Genomic DNA, 21,811 nt, shown 5'->3' with positions numbered 1-21,811 from the left:
CCCTTACATCCCCAAGCGAACCTTAGATACCCAGCTCGCTGCGCACGGCCGTCCAGTTGTCGCGCGTCATCAGCTTGCCGGTCGTCTGCGTATCGGCGGCCGGCTGCTTGCCGTCGCGGATCCATTCGACGAGGTTCTGCGCGCTGTCCTTGCCGTGGTTCGTCGAACTCACGGCAATCGTGCCGTAGAAGCCCGTCGGCGCCTTCTTCTGGAACTCTGCGAACGCTTCGCCAGCGCCGTTGATGCCCACGCCGATCACGTCCGCCGCCGGCAGATGCAGTTGCTCCGTTGCGCGCACCGCGCCCAGCACGCTTTCTTCGTTGAGCGCGAAGATCACCCACTTCTTGATGTTCGGATGCTGCGCGAGCACCGGCGAAGCCGCGTTGAAGCCGCCTTCGTCGTCGGTGGTCTTTTGCGGCGCGTCGAAGATGTTTTCCTTCTTGAAGCCACCCGCGATCAGCGAGGCCGTCGCGCCGTCGGTGCGCAGCTTGGCCGTCGGCAGTTCGTAGTCGGTGATGCGCAGCGCGCCTACTTCTTCCGGCTTCCAGCCGCGGCGCTTCATTTCGTCGGCGATCGCCGTGCCGACCTGGTTGCCGATCTTGAACGCCGACATGCCCAGATGCGGCACGCTTGCCAGCGGCTTGCCCGACGAATCCACGAGCTGGTCGTCGACCGTCACGAACTTCATGTTGTAGCGCTTGGCGCGCGCCTGGATCGCCGGCCCGAGACGCACGTCCGGTGCGCAGATCACGAAGCCCTGCGCGCCTTGCGCGCCCAGGTTGTCGATAGCAGCCAGCACTTTTTCGCCGTCCGGCGTGCCGATGTTGACGACCGAGAAGTTCTCCTTCTGGCCTAGCGCCGTGGCCGCCTTCTGTTCATTGATGAACCACGCCTGTTCCGGCATCTTCACGAGGAAGCCGATCTTGGTGGGCGAGTCGGCGTGCGCCGCGATGTTCATGCCGAGCGGCGCGATGCACAGGGCCGCGAATACGGCGCGAAGGGTAAAGCGGCGGATATGGCTGGTCATGCTCCTGTCTCCTTGGGTGTGGTTTTGCTGCGCTTGTAGTACGTGATGGGTGGACTCAGCGGTATGGGGCGACGCTCAGTGTCCGAAGGCCTCGACTTCGACATGCCTGCCCAGCAGGAACGCGTCCGCGACGAGGCGCAGCGGGCGCACATCGACGTCCTCGGTGCCGTGGGCGATCAACCAGTGAAAACGCTCATACAGCGCGGAATATTCCCTTTCCGCGCCCAGTTCGACCGGCTCGCCATTGATCGACAGGCGCTTGCCGCCTTCCGAAATCGACAGCAGGCCGTCCGTTGTCTCCACATCGATTTCCCATTGCTCCACCGGGCCATGACGCCAGTCGAATTCGGCGCGCACGGGCACGCCGTCCGTGTCGATGCAATCGAGTTCGGCGGCGATGGGCGTCGCGCAATCACTGGGCACATGCAGCGTCGCGCCGCGCAGCAGCACTTCGCGCGGCAGGATGCGCGTGACGATGGAGAGCGCGTTGATGCCCGGATCGAACACGCCCAGGCCGCCCGGCTCCCAGATCCATTGCTGGCCCGGATGCCAGCGGCGCACGTCCTCTTTCCAGCGCACGTGCACGGCGCGCAGCGTGCGGGTGGCGAGCCACGCGCGCGCCGGTTCGACCGCGCTCGCGCAGCGCGAATGCCAGGTGGCGAACAGCGTGCGCTTGTGCTGCTTCGCAAGCTCGCGCAGCGCTTCGACTTCGCTCACGCTCGCGCCCGGCGGCTTTTCGAGCATCACGTGCTTGCCCGCTTCCAGCGCGGCGCGCGCCTGCGCGTAACGCACCTGCGGCGGCGCGCACAGCGACACGGCGTCGAGTTCATGCTCAGCGCCCAGCAGCGCATCGATATCGCTGTAATTGCGCACGTTGTCGACTTGCGCGTTGCGGCTTGCAGCAGCCACGAGTTCGAAGCCGGGATTGCCCGCGATGGCGGGCAGGTGCTGGTCGCGCGCGATCTTGCCGACGCCGACGACAGCCAGGGTGTACGACGCATTCATGGCGATCTCCAATCCTATGGCCGCTTTTTCCAAAGAGGCGATTTTATTCTGGATAACGAACGACTTATTTTATCCAGCGCAGCACGAGCGGGTCGAGTCGGCGTGCAATATCGATCAGCTCGGCGCGCGTAGCGGGGTGCATCGCAGGCAGCGGATGGCGCGGCAGTTCGCAATCGATCACGCCGCCTTCCTTCATCAGCGACTTGCAGGCAAGCAGGCCCGCCTGACGGTTCTCGTGATTGATGAGCGGCAGCCACTTCTGGTAGAGCGCAAATGCGTCGTCGGCGCGGCCTTCGCGGTGCGCCACGATGATCGGGCGAATGCCGTCCGGAAAGCCGCCGCCCGTCATCGCACCCGTTGCGCCCGCGTTCAAATCCGCCAGCAGCGTGATGCCTTCCTCGCCGTCCCACGGGCCTTCGATCGCGTCGCCGCCCAGGCGGATCACTTCACGCAGCTTGTTGGCCGCACCCGGCGTCTCGATCTTGAAGTACGACACCTGCTCAATCTCGCGGGCCATGCGCGCGAGGAACGGCGCGGAAAGCACCGTGCCGGCCGCGGGCGCGTCCTGGATCATGATGGGAATGTCGATGGCGTCGGACACGCGGGCGTAGAACTCGTAGATCTGCGCTTCGGGCACGCGGAACGTCGCGCCGTGATAAGGCGGCATGACCATCACCATCGCCGCGCCCATGTCCTGCGCGCGCTTGCTGCGCGCCGCGCAGACGTTCGAGCCGTAATGCGTGGTCGTGACGATCACCGGCACGCGGCCCGCGACGTGTTCGAGCACCGTGCGCGTGATGACTTCGCGCTCGTCGTCGGAGAGCGAGAACTGCTCGGAGAAGTTCGCGAGAATGCACAGGCCGTCCACGCCTGCATCGATCATGAAATCGACCGCGCGCTTCTGGCTCGGCAGGTCGAGTTCGCCGTTAGCGGTGAAGGTGGTCGGCACCACCGGGAAGATGCCCGTGTAGCGGGGCGTGCTGCTCGTCGTCATGTCTTCAATCCTGCTTCGGTAAGGGGGTCTTGCGCGCCTGCATCGTGCAGGCGCCTGGAATCACGACTCGCGCACCAGTGCGCTTTCGCTTTGCACCGGCGTGCGCAACGCAGCGCGCACGGCGAAGGTCGCGAGCACCGCGACCACCAGCGTGGCCGCGAGAAAATACAGTCCGGCCGCGAGGCTGCCCGTCGCGTCCTTGATCAGTCCGATGCCATAAGGGCCGAGATAGCCGCCGAGATTCGCCAGCGAGTTGATCATCGCGATCCCCACGGCTGCGCTCGTGCCGGTCAGGAACTCGCCGGGCAACGCCCAGACCACGGCCTGGATCGAGTAGAGCGAAAACGCGGTCAGGCTGATGAACAGCAGTTGCAGCGCCGGCGCATGCACCCATGCGCTCGCGGCCATCGTGAGCGCCGCGACCGCCGAGACCACGACGATGTGGCCATAGCGCTCGCGATGCTTGTCCGAATGGCGCGGAACGATCAGCAGCCCCGCGACCGCGAACAGATACGGCACCGCGCTCAGCAGGCCAGCCGTCGAATCGCTCACGCCGAACGCCTTGATAATGGTAGGCAGCCACAGTGACAGGCCGTAGATGCACAGCGGAAACGGCAGGAACAGCAGCGCAAGCAGCAGCACGCGGCGATCCTTCAATGCGCTGAACGGATTGCGATGCGCGTCGAGCGAATAGCTGCGGCGATCAGAGGCCAGCTCGCGCTCGATCCAGCGGCGTGCTTCAGGGTCGAGCCAGCGCGCGTGCGCGGGCGACTCGGGCAGCAGGCGCAGCGTGGGCAGGCACAGCAGCACGGCAGGCAAGCCGCTTACGACAAACAGCGTCTGCCAGTTCGAGAGGCCGAAGAAGCCATGCGTTTCAAGCAACGCGCCCGCAATCGGCCCGGTGACGATGCCCGCAATCGGCTGCGCGAGCACGAGCAGGCCGATCACGCGCGCGCGATGGCGCACCGGAAACCAATGCGTGAGAAAGAACAGGATGCCGGGATAGAGGCCCGCTTCCGCCGCGCCCAGCAAGAATCGCAGCACGTAGAAACTCTTCGGGCCGCTGACGAAGGCCATCGCCATCGTTATCGCGCCCCAGGTGAAGAGGATGCGCGCAAACCAGACGCGTGCGCCGAAACGCGCGAGCGCCAGGTTGCTCGGCACTTCGCAAAGGAAATAGCCGACGAAGAACAGGCCCGCGCCCAGCCCATACGCGGCGTCGCTCAGGCCCACGGCCGCGTTCATGTGCAGTTTCGCGAAGCCCACGACCGTGCGGTCGACGTAGGCCACCACGTAGATCAGCGCAAGGAACGGCACGAGGCGGCGCGCGATATGCCCGACGATGTGCTTTTCCTCTGCGCCTGCTGCGGTCTTGCCGGGGTGCTGCACCTGCGGATTTGTCATCCTGTCTGTCTCCATCCTGTTGCCTGCCTTGCGCCAGCGTGTCGCCAGTCCGCGTTGCGCGCGGATCTCGTGGGCGACGTGTCCGTTTATCGCTTTCTGCGTGTTTTTATTTCATGCTCTCAGGTTTGCTCGTTGTATCTGCCTGCAACGCGCCGACGGATGCCAAGCGGGTTCGCATCGCGCAGTGCATCGGGCAGCAGGCCGTCGGCCAGGTTCTGGTAGCAGACCGGGCGCAGGAAGCGCTCGATCGCCGCCGTGCCCACCGACGTGCTGCGCACGTCCGAAGTCGCCGGGAACGGGCCGCCATGCACCATCGCGTCGCACACTTCCACGCCGGTCGGAAAACCATTGACGAGCACGCGGCCCGCCTTGCGCTCGATGAGCGGCAAAAGCGTGCGCGCGAGACCGGCGTCCTCGGGTTCCATGTGCAGTGTGATCGTCAGTTGCCCTTCGATGCTGCGCAGCACGGCGCGCAGTTCGGCTTCGTCGGCGCATTCGACCAGCACGCTGCTCGGGCCGAACACTTCTTCGCCGATGGTTGCGTGAGCAAGCAACTCGCGCGCGCCGACCTTGAACAGCGCGCTCTGGGCGCGGCCAGGCGCCGCCGCGCCGCGCGCGAGCGTGGTCACGCTGGCGTGCTGCGCGAGGCGGTTCACGCCGCGCTCGTAAGCGTTCAGGATGCCAGTGGTCAGCATCACCCCTGCGTTGGCCGCGCTGAATTCGCGTGCGGCGTTCGCGGCAAACGCGTCGAGATCCGCGCCCTTCAGGCCCAGCATCAAGCCGGGGTTGGTGCAAAACTGCCCGCAACCCAGCGTCGCCGATGCCGCGAACTCACGCGCGAGGGCTTCGCCGCGCGCGGCGAGCGCGCCCGGTAACAGCAGGTTCGGGTTCACGCTGCTCATTTCGGCGTAGACGGGAATCGGTTCGGCGCGCGCCGCCGCCAGCTTGACGAGTGCGAGGCCACCGGCACGCGAGCCGGTAAAGCCCACCGCGCGAATGGCCGGATGCTGCACGAGCGCCGCGCCCACTTCATAGCCCGCGTCGAACAGCAGTGAGAACACACCTTCAGGCAAGCCCGCCGCCGCGACTGCCTGCTGGATCGCGCGACCGACGAGTTCCGACGTGCCCGGATGCGCGGCATGCGCCTTCACGACCACGGGGCAACCGGCAGCCAGCGCGGACGCCGTATCGCCGCCCGCCACCGAAAACGCCAGCGGGAAATTGCTCGCGCCGAACACCGCAACCGGGCCCACGCCGATGCGCCAGAAGCGCAGGTCGGTGCGCGGCGGCTGGCGCTCGGGCAAAGCCGGTTCGATGCGCGCGTCGAGCGCGTTGCCGCTGCGCACGAGCGTCGCGAACATGCGCAACTGATTGGCCGTGCGGGCGCGCTCGCCTTCCAGGCGCGCGCGCGGCAGGCCGCTTTCGGCCATCGCGCGCTCGATCAGTTGTTCGCCGAGCGCCTCGATGCGCGCCGCGCAATCGTCGAGAAACAGCGCGCGTGTTTCGGCAGGCAAGGCCCGATAAACGTCGAACGCTTCATCGGCGAGCGTGCAGGCCTGTTCGACATCGCCTTGCAACGCGCCGTGGAAAACCGGTTGCGCGATGGCTTGCGCGCTCGCGGCATCGACGGACTGGAACGCCGCGCCTTCGCCACGCTTCGCGCGCGCGCCGATCAGCAGTTCGCCCGTGAGTGCAATCGTCATGGTCTGGGTCTCCGGCGCGTCAGTGCGAGTGGCGCGGCACGTCGGAGCCGCGCTTGCCGACCAGGAAGTCGAGATCGCAGCCTTCGTCGGCCTGCAAAACGTGATCGACGTACAGGCGCGCATAGCCGCCCTTGCCGAGCTGCTCCGCCACGCCCGGCGCGGCGGCGGGATCGACGTCGCTCAGGCGGCGTTGCAGTTCCTCGTCGCTGATGTCCAGATGCAGGCGGCCGTTCTCGCAGTCGAGCTCGATCCAGTCGCCGTTGCGCACGGCCGCCAGCGGGCCGCCCGCCGCCGCTTCCGGCGCGACGTGCAGCACCACGGTGCCGTAAGCCGTGCCGCTCATGCGCGCGTCCGAGATGCGCACCATGTCCTTCACGCCCTGGCGCAGCAGCTTGGGCGGCAGGCCCATGTTGCCGACTTCGGCCATGCCCGGATAGCCGCGCGGGCCGCAGTTCTTCATCACGAGGATCGAGTCCTTGTCCACGTCGAGCGCTTCGTCGCCGATGGTCGCCTTGTAGTGATCGAAGTTTTCGAACACCACGGCGCGGCCACGATGCTTGAGCAGTTCGGGCGTCGCCGCCGAGGGCTTGAGCACCGCGCCGCGCGGCGCGAGATTGCCGCGCAGGATGCAGATGCCGCCGTCCGCGATGAGCGGATTGTCGATCTGGCGGATCACCTCGTCGTTGTAGTTCGGCGCTTCACGCACGTTGTCCCAGATCGACTTGCCGTTGACCGTGAGCGCGTCCGGATGCGGCAGCAGGTTTGCTTCGCCGAGGCGTCGCAGCACGGCGGGCAGGCCACCCGCGTAATAGAACTCTTCCATCAGGAAGCGGCCCGACGGTTGCAGGTCGACGATGGTCGGCGTGCTGCGGCCAATGCGCTGCCAGTCTTCCAGTTCGAGCGGCACGCCGATGCGGCCCGCGATCGCCTTCAGGTGGATCACGGCGTTGGTCGAGCCGCCGATGGCCGCGTTGGTGCGGATCGCGTTCTCGAACGCTTCGCGCGTGAGGATCTTCGAGAGCTTCAGGTCTTCCAGCGCCATCTGCACGATGCGGATGCCCGACATGTGCGCGAGCACGTAGCGGCGCGCATCGACGGCGGGAATCGCCGCGTTATGCGGCAGCGAGACGCCGAGCGATTCGGCCATGCAGGCCATCGTCGACGCCGTCCCCATGGTGTTGCAGGTGCCCGCCGAGCGCGACATGCCCGCTTCGGCGGCCAGGAAGTGATGCAGGTCGATCTCGCCTGCCTTGAGCGATTCGTGCAGGCGCCACACCGCCGTGCCCGAGCCGATGTCCTGGCCTTCGAGCTTGCCGTTGAGCATCGGGCCGCCCGTCACGACGATGGCGGGCACGTCCACGCTGGCCGCGCCCATCAAGAGCGCGGGCGTGGTCTTGTCGCAGCCGCACAGCAGCACGACGGCGTCGATGGGATTGCCGCGGATCGCTTCTTCCACGTCCATCGACGCCAGGTTGCGCGTGAGCATCGCCGAGGGGCGCAGGTTCGATTCGCCGTTGGAGAACACCGGGAACTCGACCGGGAAGCCGCCGGCTTCGTAGATGCCGCGCTTCACGTGTTCCGCGAGCTTGCGGAAGTGGGCGTTGCAGGGCGTGAGTTCCGACCACGTATTGCAGATGCCGATGACCGGGCGGCCATCGAATTCGTGATCGGGGATGCCCTGGTTTTTCATCCAGCTTCGGTACATGAAGCCGTTCTTGTCCGTGGTGCCGAACCACTGTTGGGAGCGCAGTTTGGGTTTCGTTGCCGACATCGTCTGAATGGGTAGGGCTGAATGTTCCGCTTAGTCTAAGGAGAACTCTGATAACCTTCTAATGAAAAAAATGACTATTCCGATATCGAAATCGGCATTGGTATAAACGCTTAGAACTATTTGGGAAATCAGGCACCGCCATGCTGGAGACAAGCCCCTGGTACGTGCGCACGCGGCTCAAGACGCGGCAGTTGCTGCTCGTGGTCGCGCTCGCCGAAGAAGGCAATATTCACCGCGCCGCCGCCGCGCTCAACATGACGCAGCCCGCTGCGTCCAAGCTGCTGCGCGAGCTGGAAGACATGCTGGGCGCACTGCTGTTCGAGCGCATGCCGCGCGGCATGAAACCCACGCTGTACGGCGACGCGCTAATCCGTCACGCGCGCGCCGTGCTGGGCAGCCTCGACCAGGCGCAGGAGGAACTGACCGCGCTCAAGGCCGGGCGGCTTGGCCATGTGGCGGTTGGCGCGATCACCTCGCCGGGCGTGAGCGTGCTGCCGGCCGCCGTGGCGGCAGTCAAGCGCTCGCACGCGAACATGCGCATCTCGGTGGAAATCGACGCGAGCAACGTGCTGCTCGACCATCTGGCGCAGGACAAGCTGGACGTGGTGCTGGGGCGGCTGTCCGCCGAGCACGACAAGCTCGCGCTGCGTTACGAGCCGCTCACGGGCGAGCCGGTGTGCGCCGTGGTGCGGCCCGGGCATGCGCTGCTAGCGGAAGCGGCCGGCAAGCCGCTGACACTCGCCGACGTGGCGCGCGCCACCTGGGTCGTGCCGCCCGTGGCGAGCGTGCTGCGCCACCGCTTCGAGCTGATGTTTCAGCGCGCGAGCCTCGCGCCGCCGTCGAACGTGGTGGAAACGCCCGCGCTGCTCTTCATCACCCGCGTGCTGGAGCAAAGCGACATGATCGCCGTGCTGACCGGCGACGTGGCGCGCTACTACGCGGCGCATGGCATGGTGGCGATCCTGCCGGTGCCGATGGACTGCCAGATGGACGACTTCGGCATCATCACGCGCGCCGACCGGCTGCTGTCGCCCGCGGCGGGCGTGATGATCGACGCGCTGCGCGAGGTGAGCGCCCAGGTCTATGGCGCGACGCCGCCCGACGCGCAGACGTATTCTTCTGACTGAGGCTTGCAAAAAGCGGCCTGCGCAAGCGGCCCGCGATTTCGGCCACACGCGCCGACGCGCCAGAACGAGACTTCGAGGAGACCCCCATGCCCGCCGTCACGCCCGACTCCACCGCGATCCGCACCGCGCTCTGGCGCGCGCTCCATGTGCAGGTCGACGCCGAACCGCATGTGCTCGAAGACGAACTCGGCATGCAGCTTGCCGCGCCCGACGCGCACTGGCGCAAGCGTCCGGACATGGATCCCGAAGGCACGCGCGGCTATCGCGCGTCGATCGTGGGCCGCGCGCGGTTGATCGAAGACCTGGTCGCCGCACAGGTTGCCCAGGGCGTCACGCAATACGTACTGCTGGGCGCGGGCCTCGACACCTTCGCGCTGCGGCGCCCCGAGATCGCCGCGCGCGGCCATGTCTACGAAATCGATCACCCGGACACGCAGACCTGGAAGCGTCAGCGTCTCGCCGATCTGGGTTTTCGCGAGCAGGAGTGGCTGCGCTTCGTGGGCGTCGATTTCGAAGCGGGCGAATCATGGCGCGCACAGCTCGTGAAAGCGGGCTTCGATGAAGCCCGCAAAGGGTGAATCATTTCTGATCGCGACGGTTTAATCGCAAATTCATTTTGAAGTTTTGCGACAGTTATTACCCGCCACTGGGCGATTATTTTTACGCCTTTTTTATGCGCCAATGACTAGATTAATGCTGACTGCATTGGTCGATTGGTGTCTTTATTCACTATGCATTGGGTGATTTGCATCAATCCGATATAAACTTACAGCGAAATAACAGACACAAGAAAATCTCAATGACCTCCTTGCTGCAACCGGGATATGCGCCATTTATCGTGGCGATCGGTCTCATGATCGTAATTGCCGTACTGGAAGGTGTGACGCTTTTATTTGGCTTTAGTGTCACGACGCATGCGGGCAATCTGCTTGCTCATCAATTATTTGATATCGACCACGCGGCAAGCGGCGCAGAGGTCGGCTTTATCGGCCAGTTGCTTGGATGGCTGCATGTGGGACGTGTGCCGTTTCTGGTTTTGCTCACGTTGTTTCTCACGGGTTTTGCGATTGCAGGGCTGCTGCTGCAATGGGTTTTGCACGCGCTGTTTCATTTCATGTTGCCGCCTGCATTGGCGGCGTTTGTGGCGCTGCCGTTTTCGCTGTTATTCGTGCGTAAAACCGGCAAGCCGCTTGGGCGGCTCGTGCCGCAGGAAGAAACCAGCGCGCTTTCGGAAATCGATTTCATTGGTCGCGCCGTGCGCATTGTCACGGGCGAAGCCACCCAGGGTAATCCGGCCGAAGCGCGTTTTGTCGATGAGTTCGGGCAGGCGCATTACGTTCGGATCGAACCGGACGAGGCCGGGCTCACGTTCGTGCGCGGGCAAACCGTGCTGATTACCGCGCGGGTTTCGGGGTCGCTGTATCGGGCGATTGTGAGTCCGCGTCATCTTTCTCCCTCCTCTGCTTCCTCTGCCCCTCTCCCCTGACCCCTCTCCCCTGGGAGAGGGGGACGAGTGAGCCCTCTCCCTTCGGGAGAGGGTTGGGAGAGGGAGGGTCTTCAACCAATCAAGAGTCAACCATCGCAATGGATACGATCATTTTCTGGGGGGCCGCCGCTCTGGCGGTCATCGTCGGCTTGGGCCTGATCGGCCTGATTTTCGCGCGCCTTTACGTGCGCGCTTCGGCCGAACGCGCGTTCGTGCGCACCGGCCTCGGCGGCCAGCGCGTCATCATGAGCGGCGGCGCGGTCGTGCTGCCCGTGTTCCATGAAGTCATCCCGATCAACATGAACACGCTCAAGCTCGAAGTCAGCCGCGCTTCGCGTGACAGCCTCATCACCAAAGACCGGATGCGCGTGGACGTCGTGGTCGCGTTCTTCGTGCGCGTCGCCCCCACCGCGGAAGGCGTATCCACCGCCGCACAGACACTCGGCCAGCGCACGCTCGCGCCCGAGAACCTGCGCGCGCTCGTGGACGACAAGTTCGTCGATGCACTGCGCTCGACGGCCGCGCAGATGACGATGCAGGATCTGCAGGACGCACGCGAAAAATTCGTGCAAGGCGTGCAGAACACCGTCGCGGAAGACCTGACCAAGAACGGTCTGGAGCTGGAAAGCGTGTCGCTGACCAACTTCAACCAGACGTCGAAGGAATACTTCGATCCCAATAACGCGTTCGACGCCGAAGGTCTCACCAAGCTCACGCAGGAAACCGAACGCCGCCGCAAGGAGCGCAACGAAGTCGAACAGGATACCGAAGTATCCGTGCGCGAAAAGAATCGCGACGCACTCGCCAAGCGGCTGGAAATCGACCAGCAGGAATCGTTCATGAAGCTGGAGCAGGAACAGCAGGTGAAGACGCGCACGGCGGAGCAGAACGCGCGCATCACCGCGTTCGAGGCGCAGCGCCATCAGGAAGCCGAGCAAAGCCGCATCGTCGCGGAGCGTCTGGTGCAGGAGTCCGAGATCGAACGCGAGCAGGCCGTGCGCTCGCGCAAGGTGGAAGCCGACCGCGAAATCCGCGTGAAGGAAATCGAGCAGGCCAAGGTCACGCAGATCGCCGAGCAAGAACGGGCCATCATCATCGCGCAGAAGTCGGAGGCGCAATCGCAGGCCCAGGCGCGCGCGAACGAGTCGCTCGCCGAAGCCGTGAAAGCCGAGCAGCTCGTGGAAACCACGCGCCGCACCGCCGAAGCCGACCGCGCGAAACAGGTCGCGCTGATCGAAGCCGCGCAGGAAGCGGAAACGAGCGCCGTGCATGTGACCACGAAGGCGCGCGCCGAGCGCGAAGCCGCGCAGATGCAGGCCACCGCGATCGTCGAACTGGCGGAAGCGGCGCGCAAGAAGGGTATCGCCGACGCCGAAGCCCAGCGCGCGTTGAATGACGCGATCAATACGCTGTCGTCGGATCAGACTTCGCTGAAGTTCAAGCTGGCGCTGCTCCAGGCGCTCCCGTCGATCATCCAGCAAACGGTCGAGCCGATGAAGTCGATCGACGGCATCAAGATCATCCAGGTCGACGGGCTGAACCGCCAGGGCGGCGCGGCTGGCGACGGCATCGTTGCCGGTGGGAATGGCAACGGCAATGGCAATCTGGCCGAGCAGGCGATGTCGGCGGCGCTCGCTTATCGTGCGCACGCGCCGCTCGTCGATTCGCTGCTCAAGGAAATCGGCCTGAACGGGTCGTCCCTGTCGGCGATGGTACCGGGCGCAACGGCGAGCCACTCCGAAGCGACGGGCGCGCCCGCCGCCATCAACGGCGTCGATCCTGCGCACGCCTCCCCGTCGCACCACTACGGCCCGCGTCTGCCGGACGCGAACGCCGCAAGCTAAACCCCGCCATCGAAGCCGCGCAGGACAGCACGTTCCGCGCGGCCTTCGCCGCGTGCTTCGGGCAGCGCGCGATCCGCGTTATAGTCCGCGTGGTCTTCTCTACGTTCGACGCGCCGCTTCACAGCGGCACAATCGCGCCGCCATCGCTTCGCCCATGCACACCGCCCTGCTCGCTCCCCGTCCGCTCGACGCCCTCGAACTGCCCGCCGATCTCGATGGCCGCGATGGCGTGAATCGCGCGCACGGCCGCATGCAGATCTCGGCGCTCAACGATCTCGATGCGATCCGCGCGTGGCTCGCGCGCGTCGCCGATTCGAAGGCCACCTTCGAGACCTATCGCAAGGAAAGCGAGCGCCTGCTGCTCTGGGCGATCGTGCAACTGGGCAAGCCGCTGTCGTCGCTCACGCACGAAGACCTGCTCGCCTACCAGCGCTTTCTCGCCGATCCGCAGCCCGCCGCGCGCTGGGTCGCGGGCGGCGGGCGCAAGCACGCGCGCGACGATGCGCGCTGGCGGCCGTTCTACGGGCCGCTTTCCGCGACCAGCCAGCGCCAGGCCATGGTGATCCTCAACACGCTGTTTTCGTGGCTCGTGAGCGCCGGTTACCTGGCGGGCAATCCGCTGTCGCTGTCGCGTCAACGGGCGCGACGCGCCGCGCCGCGCATCACGCGCTATCTCGAACGCGAGCTCTGGGACGAGGTGAAAGCCTACGTCGACAGCCTGCCGCGCGAAACCGCCCGCGAGCGCGAGCATCACGGCCGCACGCGCTGGCTGCTCACGCTGCTCTATCTGGGCGGCCTGCGTATTTCGGAAGTTGGCGGCAATACGATGGGCGACTTCTTCGCGCGCCGCGACGGCGCAGGCGTCGAGCGCTGGTGGCTCGACGTGCTGGGCAAGGGCGAGCGCCGCCGCCTCGTGCCCGCCACTGCGGAAATGATGACGGAGCTGGTGCGCTATCGCCGCTCGCGCGGTCTCGCCGAGCTGCCCGCGCCGCATGACACGACGCCGCTCGTGCTGCCCATCGGCAAGTCGGTGAAGCCGCTCACGCGCACGGCGCTGCACACGATCGTGAAGGGGATTTTCGCGGGCGCGGCGCAACGGCTGCGCGAGATGGACGGCGCCGCCGATAGCGCGCAGACGCAGGCGCGCGCGCAACGGCTGGAGGCCGCGTCGGCGCACTGGCTGCGTCACAGCGCAGGCTCGCATATGGCCGATGGCGACGTCGACCTGCGGCTCGTGCGCGACAACCTCGGGCATGCGTCGCTCAGCACGACCAGCCTCTATCTGCATAGCGACGACGACGTGCGCCATCGGGAAACCGACGAGAAGCATCGGATCGGCTGGTAAGCGCCAAAGATCCGACGCTGCGCAGCGTTTAAACCAGCAACTGCCGCGCCAATACCTCGCGGGCCTGTGTCACGGTCTCGTTTTCGCCGGGCAGCGGCGGCGTCAGCGAGAACACCGCTTCCGGCAACGCGGGCAGCTTATGGCGCGCGGACAGCCGCACGAGGCCGTCCGGCACCGCCGACGCGCACAGGCACCCCACGCCCAGCCCGGCAGCGAGCATCGACTGCAAGCCCGCCACGCCCGATGCGCTATGCCCCATCACAAAGGCGCGGCCCTGCTCCTCCAGCGAATGCACCGCGATCTGGTGCAGCATGCAGTCGTTCGGCAGCAAGACCAGCGGCAGCGGGTCGGGCAGCGACTCCGCGAGCAGGGGCGACGCCACCCAATGCAGCGGCTCACGGCGCAGCACCCAGCGCGCGTCGCCGCTCGCGGGCCGCACCGCGCCCACCGACATGTTCATCACCACGCCCAGGTCGATCTGGCCGCGCGCGTGCGCCTGCTCGATCTCGACGCTCTTCATCGTGCTCACGTGCAGGCTCAGTTGCGGGTAGCACTCGCGCAGGCGCGCAAGCATGCCCGCGACTTCGTGCGTGCGGTAGTAGTCGGTGATGGCGACGCGCAGTTCGCCCTTGATCGCCTGGCCGCGCACGTCGTCGAAGGCGGCTTCGTTGAGCGCCACGATGCGCCGCGCGTGCGTGAGCAGGCGCGCGCCTGCCGGCGTGGTCTCGACGCCGCGCTTGCTGCGCACGAATAGCGGCACGCCAGCGCGCGCTTCAAGCTTGCGCATCTGCTCGCTGACCGTGGACTGCGACAGATGCAGCGAAGGCGCAGCGGCCGTCAGGCTGCCCGCGTCCACCACTACCGTGAAGGTGCGCAACTGGTCGAGTTCGAAACCACGCATGCCACTACCCTGCCTTTTCCATCCATCGAATAAGTCGATGGATAGTACCACCTATTCCCGCTTTTCCGCCGGATGCGTGCTATAGCACAATGGGATCCCGAATGGTGCAGCGCGCCAAAGCATTGCCCTGCATCGGCCACTTCAAAGACAGGTTCGCCATGTCCGACAACACGTTCACCGCCGCGCCGCCAACCGTCGCGGCCCCATCCTCCGGCGCCGCCGCGCACGGCCATTCCGGCTGGGCGCTGCTCGTCCTGCTGATCGGCGCGATCCTGCCGCCGCTCGATTACTTCATCGTCAACCTGGCGATGCCCGCGATTCACGACGGCCTCGCCGCCAGCGCCTCGCAGTTGCAGCTGGTGGTCTCGGCCTACGCCTGCGCCAACGCCGTCGCGCAGATCACCGGCGGGCGCCTGGGCGATCTCTACGGTCGCAAGCGCATGTTCATGATCGGCATGGCGGGCTTCGTGGTGGCGTCGACGCTTTGCGGGCTGGCCACGGACGGCACGGTGCTCGTGTTCGGTCGCATCCTCCAGGGCCTCTTCGCCGCCGTGCTCGCGCCGCAGGTGCTGGCGACGATCCGCAGCGTCTACGCCCCGCACGAGCAGGTGCGCGTGATGGGCCTCTACGGCTTCGTGTTCGGCGTCGCGGCCGTGATCGGCCAGCTGGGCGGCGGCGCGCTCATCAGCCTGCATCCGTTTGGCCTGGGCTGGCGCGCGATCTTTCTCGTCAACCTGCCGATTGGCCTGCTGGCCCTGCTCGGCAGCTGGCGCTTCATTCCGGAAAGCCGCCCGCCGCGCGGCGCGCGCATCGACATCCCCGGCACGCTGCTGCTGTCGCTCTTTCTGCTGATGCTGGTGTATCCGCTCACGCGCGGACGCGAAGACGGCTGGCCCGCGTGGATGCTGTTCTGCCTGGCGGCGTCGGTGCCGGTGCTCGGCTTGCTGCTGCGTGTGGAATCGCGCACGCTCGCGGCAGGCAAGGATCCGCTGCTCGACGTGCGGCTGTTGCGCAATCCCGTCGTGGCGCTGGGGCTCGCGCTGGCGTTCCTGTTCTATCTGCTGAGCGCGTTCTTCCTGAGCTACGGCATTTATCTGCAGAGTGGGCTGCACTGGTCGCCGCTGGCTTCGGGGTTCGCGATCCTGCCGTTCGGCGTCGGCTTTCTATCGAGTCCGCTGCTGATGCCGCGTCTGGTCGCGCGCATCGGCGGCTATCGCGTGCTCACGCTCGGTTATGTGCTGATCGCGCTGGGTCTGGCCACGGCAGCAACGCTTGCGGGCGCCACGGCGCCGGGCGCGCTGTTCTATGTCGGGCTGGCGGCGATGGGGATTGGGCAGGGCCTCGTGCTGCCTTCGGTGGTGCGCATCGTCCTCGCCGAAGTCGAACCGGCGCGCGCAGGCGTCGCGTCGGGCATGGTCACGGCGATGCTGCAGATCGGCGCGGCCGTGGGCGCGGCGACGCTCGGCGGGCTGTTCTTCGCGCGGCTGGGCGCGCATCCTGGCGCGCTCGACTATGCGGCGGGTTTCAAGGCGTCGATGTTCGCGCTAGTGGCGATTCTGGGCGTGTGCGTGCTGCTGTCGATGGCGCTCGGGCCGCTGCATCGGCGGCTGCATGCGCATGACTGAACCGCAGCGCGCGTCCGAACCGCTTTGAACCCACGCGCTGATTTCGTTATGCCAAAGACTTCGTTCACGCGCGCAGGGTCGCTTGCTACGATGCGCCCAGTCTTCTCCGAGACTGCCTGGGCCGCTCGCTGAGCCGGTCTGGACTGGGGTTCGCTCCGGCGTGCTTAAGCTCGCGCCGGAGCGCTTTTCAAGCGCTTTGCGTCGCGCTTGCCTCGGCATCGACGCCGGCACGCCGCTCTACCTCCAGCATTTCAACCAGCCGCTGCAGCGCCGCGGGCGCGCGCAGGTCGCTGCGCCACACCAGATAAATCGTCACCGCACGCACCGACACCGGCAGCTTGTGCGCCATCACCGATGCGCGGCTGGGCATGCTTTCCAGCAGGCTCGCAGGCAGCAGCGCGAGACCGGCCCCCGCCGACACGCATGCCAGCATGCCGTGATACGACTCCAGTTCGAACACGCGCCCCGGCGCGGCGTGGTCTTCTTCGAACCAGCGCTCGAACGTCCGCCGGTATGAACAGTTCGAGCGGAACGCGTAGATGTTCGCGCCGTTCACGTCCCTGGCGCGCTTGATCGGCTTGCGGCCGGTCGCCGAAATCAGCACCAGTTCCTCGCTGAAAACCGGCACACCCGTGAGCGCGGGATGCGACACCGGGCCATCGACGAACGCCGCCGCCAGCTCCCCCTCCAGCACGCGATCGATCAGTTCTCCCGACGGCCCGGTCGAGAGATCGAGCGCCACTTCCGGATAACGCCGATGAAACGCCGCCAGCACCGGCGGAATGCGCACGGCCGCGGTGCTTTCCAGCGAGCCGAGCGGCAGCACGCCGCGCGGCTCGTCACCCGCGACGGACAGCTTCGCTTCATCGACGAGATCGAGGATGCGACGCGTGTAGTCGAGAAACGCTGCGCCCGTCGACGACAGGCGCAGGCGCATCTTTTCCCGGATGAACAACTCCGCGCCCAACTCTTCCTCCAGCTGGCGCAGGCGCGTCGTGAGATTGGACGGCACGCGGTGCAGCCGCTGCGCGGCGGCCTGCACGCTGCCTGCATCGGCGATTTCGCGAAAGATCAGTAGTTGAGCCAGCTCCATACCCTCACTCCGAGAGAACAATTTATTCAATATTATTCACTTTTACTGAGGATTGCCAGATCGTATCCTGTCACTCAAGCAATGCCGCATTCATCGACGCATCGATCCCGATTTGATCCCGATTCGATCCCGTTTCCTTCTCAGGAGCACAGCATGACCGCAACCCCCGACACGACCGGCGCCGTCTCGCGCAACCCCGCCAACGGCGAAATCCTCGCGACCTACGCGTTCGACAGCGAAGTGGCCGTGGAAGCGGCGCTCGTGCGCACCGCCAGCGCCGCGCGCGTCTGGCGCGACACGAGCGTTGCGCAGCGCGCCGCCGTGCTGGTGCAGTTCGCTCACGTGCTGCGCGAGCGCAAGCAGGCCTTCGCGACGATGATCGCCGACGAAATGGGCAAGCCCATCGCCCAGGCGCGCGGCGAAGTCGAAAAGTGCGCAGCCCTGGCCGAGTGGTACGCCGAAAACGGCCCCGCCATGCTCGCGCCCCTGAATGTGCCGGTGCCGGCCGGCGTCGCGCGCCAGGAATTCCGCCCGCTCGGGCCGATTCTCGCGGTCATGCCGTGGAACTTCCCGATCTGGCAAGTGCTGCGCGGCGCGGTGAGCATGCTGCTCGCGGGCAACACCTACGTGCTCAAGCACGCGCCCAACGTGATGGGCAGCGCCTACCTGCTGCGCGACGCGCTCGCCGCCACCGATCTGCCCGCAGGCGCGTTCGAAGTCCTCAACCTGCCGCCCGAGCGCGTCGCGCCGGTGATCGCCGACGCGCGCATCGCCGCCGTCGCGGTCACGGGCAGCGTGCGCGCAGGCGCGGCCATCGCCCAGCAGGCGGGCGCGGCGCTCAAGAAGTGCGTGCTGGAACTGGGCGGCTCGGACGCGTTTATCGTGCTGGCCGACGCCGATCTTGACGAAGCCGTGCGCTCCGCCGTGCTGGGTCGCTACGGCAATACGGGCCAGGTGTGCCTGGCCGCCAAGCGCCTGATCGTCGAACAAAGCATTGCCGCCGAATTCGAAGCGCGTTTTGTCGAAGCCGTGAAGGCGCTGCGCATCGGTGCGCCGCGCGAAGACAGCACCTTCATCGGCCCGATGGCGCGCTACGACCTGCGCGACGAACTGCACAACCAGGTCGAGCGCTCAATCGCCGAAGGTGCACGCCTCGTGCTGGGCGGCGACAAGATCGAAGGCGCGGGCAACTACTACGCGCCGACGATTCTCGCCGACGTGCGCCCCGGCATGACGGCCTTCAAGGAAGAGCTGTTCGGGCCGGTTGCGGCAATCGTGGTGGCGCGCGACGCGCAGCATGCCGTCGATCTCGCGAACGACAGCGAATTCGGCCTGGGCGGCACGATCTGGTCGCGCGACGTGGAGCGTGCGAACGCCCTGGCCGCGCAGATGGACACCGGCGCGGTCTTCATCAACGGCGACGTCGCGACCGATCCGCGCGTGACCGTGGGCGGCGTGAAGAAGAGCGGCTTCGGGCGCGAACTGTCGAGCTTCGGCATGCACGAGTTCTGCAACGTCCAGACCGTGTGGGTGGATCGCCGCTAAACGAAAAACGAGGCCGCACGAAGCAGGGCGTGAAACCAGCGTGAAAACGTTTTGCGCCTTGCAGGAAGGTCTTTTTTACCGATTACGGGCGCGGCCAGGGTTGAGGAGCAAGCGGGTTTTTCCGCATTCAACCTTTTGCCGCGATAACCGTTAATCAGGCTATGGAGCACGGCAGCGGGCCGACTGACTTGCCGGTGCGGGCGCCGCGCACCATACCCTGTCCCCGTTCATTCTGGGACCATGCAGAGTCGAAGTCTTGAACGCCGGCGGGTGACCGCCGGCGATTTTTTTTGCGCGCACGGAATGCGCGCGCAAGATGGGTGCGCACGCATCGAGTCCGGTGCTACTGGAATGGATTGAGCACACGGGCGCCAGTGCCCGCAAAATCGTCGACGTTGCGGGTGACGACCGTGAGGTCATGAATCAAGGCGGTGGCGGCGATCAGCTTGTCGAGCGCATTTTCCGGATGCGGCACGCGCAACCGTCCCCACAATTGGCCAACGTCCTCGTCCACCGGCAGAACGTATTGGCCATAGTCGCGCAACACGCTTACGAGCCACGCGTCCAGCAGTGACGCCTGCGCCGCATCGCGGCGATGGCGGATCAGCTCGACGCCGCGCCGAAGCTCCGCGACCGTCACGACAGACAGGTAGATGTCTGTCTCGTCACGGGCGGCCTCGCGAAAAAATGCCTGCACGCCGGCATTCGCACGTTCGCGCTTGCGGACTTCGCTGATGACGTTGGTATCAACCAGAAACATGCGGTGCCCCACCATCGTCGGTGCGCTCGAAGTCGGCGTCTTCCCCGACCTCTGGCATGGTCAGCAGGACTTCGGCAAAGCTGCGACGATGGGTTCCGCGCAGCGCCTGCGCGAGGATTTCGCGGTGCTCAGCCTCAGCGCTGCGGCCGTGCGCGGCGGCGCGCTCGCGCAGACTCTGCACGAGGCTCTCATCGACGTTTCGAACCAGAAGATTGGGCATGTCAGACTCCTCGACGACGCAATGCTATCAATGATAGCAGCCGTACTGGGAATGACAGGCGCGACAGATGCGGACAGCGACCAATAGCGCAAAAGGCTCAACCGGCCTCAATGCGTATCGAAACTCATATCGTCGTGCGCGACGCGCGCGGGCTCGACGCGGCCAAGCGCTTCGAGCAGCGAGCGGCCGGCGGTCGTGAGCGACGGCAGGCGCTCGCCTTCGGCGCGCGTTTCAAGCGCGACGAGCTGGCGTTCAAGCAGGGTATCGAGTTCGTGGCGGTTCATGTCGATCTGTTCCGGCGCGTGGCGGATCAACATCAGCGTGGCGAACTCGTGCGGGCTCAACAATTCATGTCTCCTAGTAATGCCGCAACCAGGGGCACAGGGGCGCATATCATCAGGCCTGAATGTGACGCCGACGTGACTGTCACAATCATTGCCTCGCGAGCGCCACATCGCTGTCACATGCCGCTGTCATGCGCAGCTGTAATGCGCGGCTGTCACATGCGCTGGCGCTCGGCGGCCTCCGGCTGGCGCACCATGGCCACGCCGCATTCCTCGACGAGGTCGCGCAGCGTCGCAGCGAGGTGCGTGCCGGTGTCGTTGGCGGCAATCCCCATACCGTCGTCGCGACGCACGGCCCGCACGCCGACCACGATCGGCATGTCAGGCGCGCGGTCGCGCACGCGCCGCACCAGGTTGCGCAGGTACGGCGGCGAATCCGGGGCGTCTAGCGACACCAGGCAGATCGCATGAATATCGAGCGCATCCACCATGCCTGCCTTGGTGTTGCGCACGTCGTCGTAGGTCGTCGCCGTGCAGGGAATGCGCGCGCGCAGCAACAACTGGCAGACGATGGCCGCGACCACCTCGTCGAACGCGCCGCGCCCCGGCACGCACAGCACGAGTCGGCCGTCGTGCGGCACTTCAACAGGCACTTCCACTTCCTCGCCCTTGCGGCGCGCCGTGTGGCGCGAGTCGTCCACCGATTCGAGATCCTCGACGATGTCGAGCAGCGCCTGGTTGATGCGCGCAAGCTGTTCGGCGGGCAGCACGCCGCGCAGCACGTCGTTGCGCGCAAAGCGCAGGCCCTCGAACACCACCTGCTCGTAGTAGTCGATCAGCGGCATGTCGGCGAGCAGGCGGTCGGCCTGCAACAGCGCTTCGTGCGGATCGTCGGCGAGCAGCCGCTGATAGCAGGTCTGTGCAGGCGTGAGCGCGGGCTGGTCGCCCAGCAGGATGGTCAAAAAGTTCAAGCGATCCACGTAACGCCCAAGCGTGACGATGCACAGCGTGAGCGGCGTCGAGAGCACAAGGCCAATCGGCCCCCACAGCCAGCTCCAGAAGATCGCCGCCACCACCACCGCGAGCGGCGAGAGGCCCGAGCGGCGGCCATAGAGCATCGGCTCGGCGAACTGACCCGCGACCACGTCGACGACGATGAAGAAGATCAGCGTCCACACTGCCATCGTCCATTGCGGCTGGATGGCGGCGGCCAGCAGCGTGGCCATCACGGCGGCGATCCAGATGCCGATGTACGGCACGAAGCGCAGCAGCGCCGCCACCGCGCCGAACAGCAGCGCCCCCGGCACGCCGATCCCCGCCAGCCCGACCGCCAGCACCGCGCCCACCGACACGTTCACCCCTAGCTGCGCGACGAAGTAGCGCGACAGGCGCTCGGAGGCGTCGTTGATGGCCGTGGTCGTGCGGTGCAGGTCGTCGGAGCCGAACACGCTGATCAGCCGGTCGCGCAAGTCCTCGCGCTGCAACAGGATGAAGATCGTCACCACCAGCACGATGAAACCTGTCTCCAGCGGCGCGATCACCGGCGCGAAGGCCTTCTGCGCGAGCTGCATCGGCGTGGGCGCGGGCGTGTGGACTTCCACCGGCATGGGCTGCTGCGGCTGGTTGCGCGCGGCGCGCCCGCGCGGCTGCGGCGGCGAGGGCGGCGGCGTGGGCGTC

Annotated in this window: 18 protein-coding genes and 1 pseudogene; 7 read left to right on the top strand and 12 right to left on the bottom strand. The window is 66.3% G+C overall.

Annotation, left to right across the window (positions count from 1 at the left end; all coding sequences use genetic code 11):
- Positions 1 to 22: 22 nt before the first annotated feature.
- From BBA01S_RS30970 to BBA01S_RS30945, 6 genes are all read right to left on the bottom strand, one after another.
- Positions 23 to 1,027: an arabinose ABC transporter substrate-binding protein gene (locus tag BBA01S_RS30970; RefSeq protein WP_027819838.1), complete on the bottom strand. Its 1,005-nt coding sequence runs from the start codon at positions 1,025 to 1,027 to the stop codon at positions 23 to 25.
- 75 nt (positions 1,028 to 1,102) lie between these two features.
- Entirely contained in the window at positions 1,103 to 2,032 is a 930-nt protein-coding gene (locus BBA01S_RS30965) for a Gfo/Idh/MocA family protein (RefSeq protein ID WP_027819837.1), read from the bottom strand.
- Positions 2,033 to 2,096: 64 nt separating this feature from the next.
- Positions 2,097 to 3,026: a dihydrodipicolinate synthase family protein gene (locus BBA01S_RS30960; RefSeq protein WP_027819836.1), complete on the bottom strand. Its 930-nt coding sequence runs from the start codon at positions 3,024 to 3,026 to the stop codon at positions 2,097 to 2,099.
- A gap of 60 nt (positions 3,027 to 3,086) precedes the next feature.
- A complete protein-coding gene (locus tag BBA01S_RS30955; protein WP_027819835.1) occupies positions 3,087 to 4,430 on the bottom strand; it encodes an MFS transporter in 1,344 nt (447 codons plus the stop codon).
- Positions 4,431 to 4,549: 119 nt separating this feature from the next.
- Complete coding sequence (locus tag BBA01S_RS30950) at positions 4,550 to 6,127, bottom strand: aldehyde dehydrogenase (NADP(+)) (protein ID WP_027819834.1); 1,578 nt, start codon at positions 6,125 to 6,127, stop codon at positions 4,550 to 4,552.
- 25 nt (positions 6,128 to 6,152) lie between these two features.
- On the bottom strand, positions 6,153 to 7,904 hold the full coding sequence (locus tag BBA01S_RS30945) for an IlvD/Edd family dehydratase (RefSeq protein ID WP_027819833.1): 1,752 nt from the start codon (positions 7,902 to 7,904) through the stop codon (positions 6,153 to 6,155).
- 140 nt (positions 7,905 to 8,044) lie between these two features.
- Between BBA01S_RS30945 and BBA01S_RS43505 the strand changes: the two genes are divergently transcribed.
- The 5 genes and pseudogenes from BBA01S_RS43505 (at position 8,045) to BBA01S_RS30915 (ending at position 13,706) form a co-directional block, all read left to right on the top strand.
- Entirely contained in the window at positions 8,045 to 9,031 is a 987-nt protein-coding gene (locus BBA01S_RS43505; RefSeq protein ID WP_042298189.1) for a LysR substrate-binding domain-containing protein, read from the top strand.
- Between the two features lie 86 nt (positions 9,032 to 9,117).
- Positions 9,118 to 9,600 (top strand): annotated as a pseudogene (locus tag BBA01S_RS43500) (class I SAM-dependent methyltransferase); the annotation flags it as partial.
- A gap of 230 nt (positions 9,601 to 9,830) precedes the next feature.
- The gene (locus BBA01S_RS30930; protein ID WP_027819832.1) at positions 9,831 to 10,517 is read left to right on the top strand and encodes an OB-fold-containig protein; all 687 of its coding nucleotides are present in this window, start codon (positions 9,831 to 9,833) and stop codon (positions 10,515 to 10,517) included.
- A gap of 98 nt (positions 10,518 to 10,615) precedes the next feature.
- Positions 10,616 to 12,361 carry a flotillin family protein gene (locus BBA01S_RS43495; RefSeq protein WP_084162666.1) on the top strand — a complete coding sequence of 582 codons (1,746 nt, stop codon included), beginning with the start codon at positions 10,616 to 10,618 and terminating at the stop codon, positions 12,359 to 12,361.
- A gap of 154 nt (positions 12,362 to 12,515) precedes the next feature.
- Positions 12,516 to 13,706, top strand: coding sequence for a tyrosine-type recombinase/integrase (locus BBA01S_RS30915; RefSeq protein ID WP_027819831.1), 1,191 nt, complete (start codon positions 12,516 to 12,518; stop codon positions 13,704 to 13,706).
- 28 nt (positions 13,707 to 13,734) lie between these two features.
- On the opposite strand, the gene BBA01S_RS30910 is transcribed toward BBA01S_RS30915, so the two are convergent.
- Entirely contained in the window at positions 13,735 to 14,607 is an 873-nt protein-coding gene (locus BBA01S_RS30910; protein ID WP_027819830.1) for a LysR family transcriptional regulator, read from the bottom strand.
- 158 nt (positions 14,608 to 14,765) lie between these two features.
- On the opposite strand from BBA01S_RS30910, the gene BBA01S_RS30905 reads away from it, so the two are divergent.
- Entirely contained in the window at positions 14,766 to 16,232 is a 1,467-nt protein-coding gene (locus BBA01S_RS30905) for an MFS transporter (protein WP_027819829.1), read from the top strand.
- A 187-nt stretch (positions 16,233 to 16,419) separates the two neighbouring features.
- Here the strand turns inward: BBA01S_RS30905 and ptrR are convergent, their stop codons facing one another.
- The gene (ptrR, locus tag BBA01S_RS30900; protein WP_027819828.1) at positions 16,420 to 17,325 is read right to left on the bottom strand and encodes a putrescine utilization regulator PtrR; all 906 of its coding nucleotides are present in this window, start codon (positions 17,323 to 17,325) and stop codon (positions 16,420 to 16,422) included.
- A gap of 153 nt (positions 17,326 to 17,478) precedes the next feature.
- Here ptrR and BBA01S_RS30895 point away from each other — a divergent pair, with 153 nt between their 5' ends.
- Positions 17,479 to 18,870, top strand: coding sequence for an aldehyde dehydrogenase family protein (locus BBA01S_RS30895; protein WP_027819827.1), 1,392 nt, complete (start codon positions 17,479 to 17,481; stop codon positions 18,868 to 18,870).
- Positions 18,871 to 19,213: 343 nt separating this feature from the next.
- Here the strand turns inward: BBA01S_RS30895 and BBA01S_RS30890 are convergent, their stop codons facing one another.
- The 4 genes from BBA01S_RS30890 to BBA01S_RS43485 all read right to left on the bottom strand — a co-directional run.
- Positions 19,214 to 19,630: a type II toxin-antitoxin system VapC family toxin gene (locus tag BBA01S_RS30890; protein ID WP_027819826.1), complete on the bottom strand. Its 417-nt coding sequence runs from the start codon at positions 19,628 to 19,630 to the stop codon at positions 19,214 to 19,216.
- Positions 19,617 to 19,850 (bottom strand): FitA-like ribbon-helix-helix domain-containing protein, encoded by a 234-nt coding sequence (locus tag BBA01S_RS46190; protein WP_084162665.1) that lies wholly within the window; start codon positions 19,848 to 19,850, stop codon positions 19,617 to 19,619. The genes BBA01S_RS30890 and BBA01S_RS46190 overlap by 14 nt, the downstream gene beginning before the upstream one ends.
- A gap of 107 nt (positions 19,851 to 19,957) precedes the next feature.
- A complete protein-coding gene (locus BBA01S_RS43490) occupies positions 19,958 to 20,197 on the bottom strand; it encodes a hypothetical protein (RefSeq protein ID WP_042298188.1) in 240 nt (79 codons plus the stop codon).
- 152 nt (positions 20,198 to 20,349) lie between these two features.
- Positions 20,350 to 21,811, bottom strand: a 1,462-nt coding sequence (locus BBA01S_RS43485) for an AI-2E family transporter (RefSeq protein ID WP_042298187.1), incomplete at its 5' end; no start/stop codon positions are given.

The organism is Paraburkholderia bannensis NBRC 103871, assembly GCF_000685015.1.
GTDB classification, from domain to species: Bacteria; Pseudomonadota; Gammaproteobacteria; order Burkholderiales; family Burkholderiaceae; genus Paraburkholderia; species Paraburkholderia bannensis.
This window is presented reverse-complemented; position numbering and strand designations above follow the sequence as displayed.

Bases quoted from the DNA above. Each gene is read 5' to 3' on its own strand.
- BBA01S_RS43495 (WP_084162666.1), top strand. From the start codon at position 10,616: ATGGATACGATCATTTTCTGGGGGGCCGCCGCTCTGGCGGTCATCGTC.
- BBA01S_RS30905 (WP_027819829.1), top strand. From the start codon at position 14,766: ATGTCCGACAACACGTTCACCGCCGCGCCGCCAACCGTCGCGGCCCCA.
- BBA01S_RS30945 (WP_027819833.1), bottom strand. From the start codon at position 7,904: ATGTCGGCAACGAAACCCAAACTGCGCTCCCAACAGTGGTTCGGCACC.
- BBA01S_RS30930 (WP_027819832.1), top strand. From the start codon at position 9,831: ATGACCTCCTTGCTGCAACCGGGATATGCGCCATTTATCGTGGCGATC.
- BBA01S_RS30955 (WP_027819835.1), bottom strand. From the start codon at position 4,430: ATGACAAATCCGCAGGTGCAGCACCCCGGCAAGACCGCAGCAGGCGCA.
- BBA01S_RS30960 (WP_027819836.1), bottom strand. From the start codon at position 3,026: ATGACGACGAGCAGCACGCCCCGCTACACGGGCATCTTCCCGGTGGTG.
- BBA01S_RS30915 (WP_027819831.1), top strand. From the start codon at position 12,516: ATGCACACCGCCCTGCTCGCTCCCCGTCCGCTCGACGCCCTCGAACTG.
- BBA01S_RS30970 (WP_027819838.1), bottom strand. From the start codon at position 1,027: ATGACCAGCCATATCCGCCGCTTTACCCTTCGCGCCGTATTCGCGGCC.
- BBA01S_RS30910 (WP_027819830.1), bottom strand. From the start codon at position 14,607: ATGCGTGGTTTCGAACTCGACCAGTTGCGCACCTTCACGGTAGTGGTG.
- BBA01S_RS43505 (WP_042298189.1), top strand. From the start codon at position 8,045: ATGCTGGAGACAAGCCCCTGGTACGTGCGCACGCGGCTCAAGACGCGG.
- BBA01S_RS46190 (WP_084162665.1), bottom strand. From the start codon at position 19,850: ATGCCCAATCTTCTGGTTCGAAACGTCGATGAGAGCCTCGTGCAGAGT.
- ptrR (WP_027819828.1), bottom strand. From the start codon at position 17,325: ATGGAGCTGGCTCAACTACTGATCTTTCGCGAAATCGCCGATGCAGGC.
- BBA01S_RS30965 (WP_027819837.1), bottom strand. From the start codon at position 2,032: ATGAATGCGTCGTACACCCTGGCTGTCGTCGGCGTCGGCAAGATCGCG.
- BBA01S_RS30895 (WP_027819827.1), top strand. From the start codon at position 17,479: ATGACCGCAACCCCCGACACGACCGGCGCCGTCTCGCGCAACCCCGCC.
- BBA01S_RS30890 (WP_027819826.1), bottom strand. From the start codon at position 19,630: ATGTTTCTGGTTGATACCAACGTCATCAGCGAAGTCCGCAAGCGCGAA.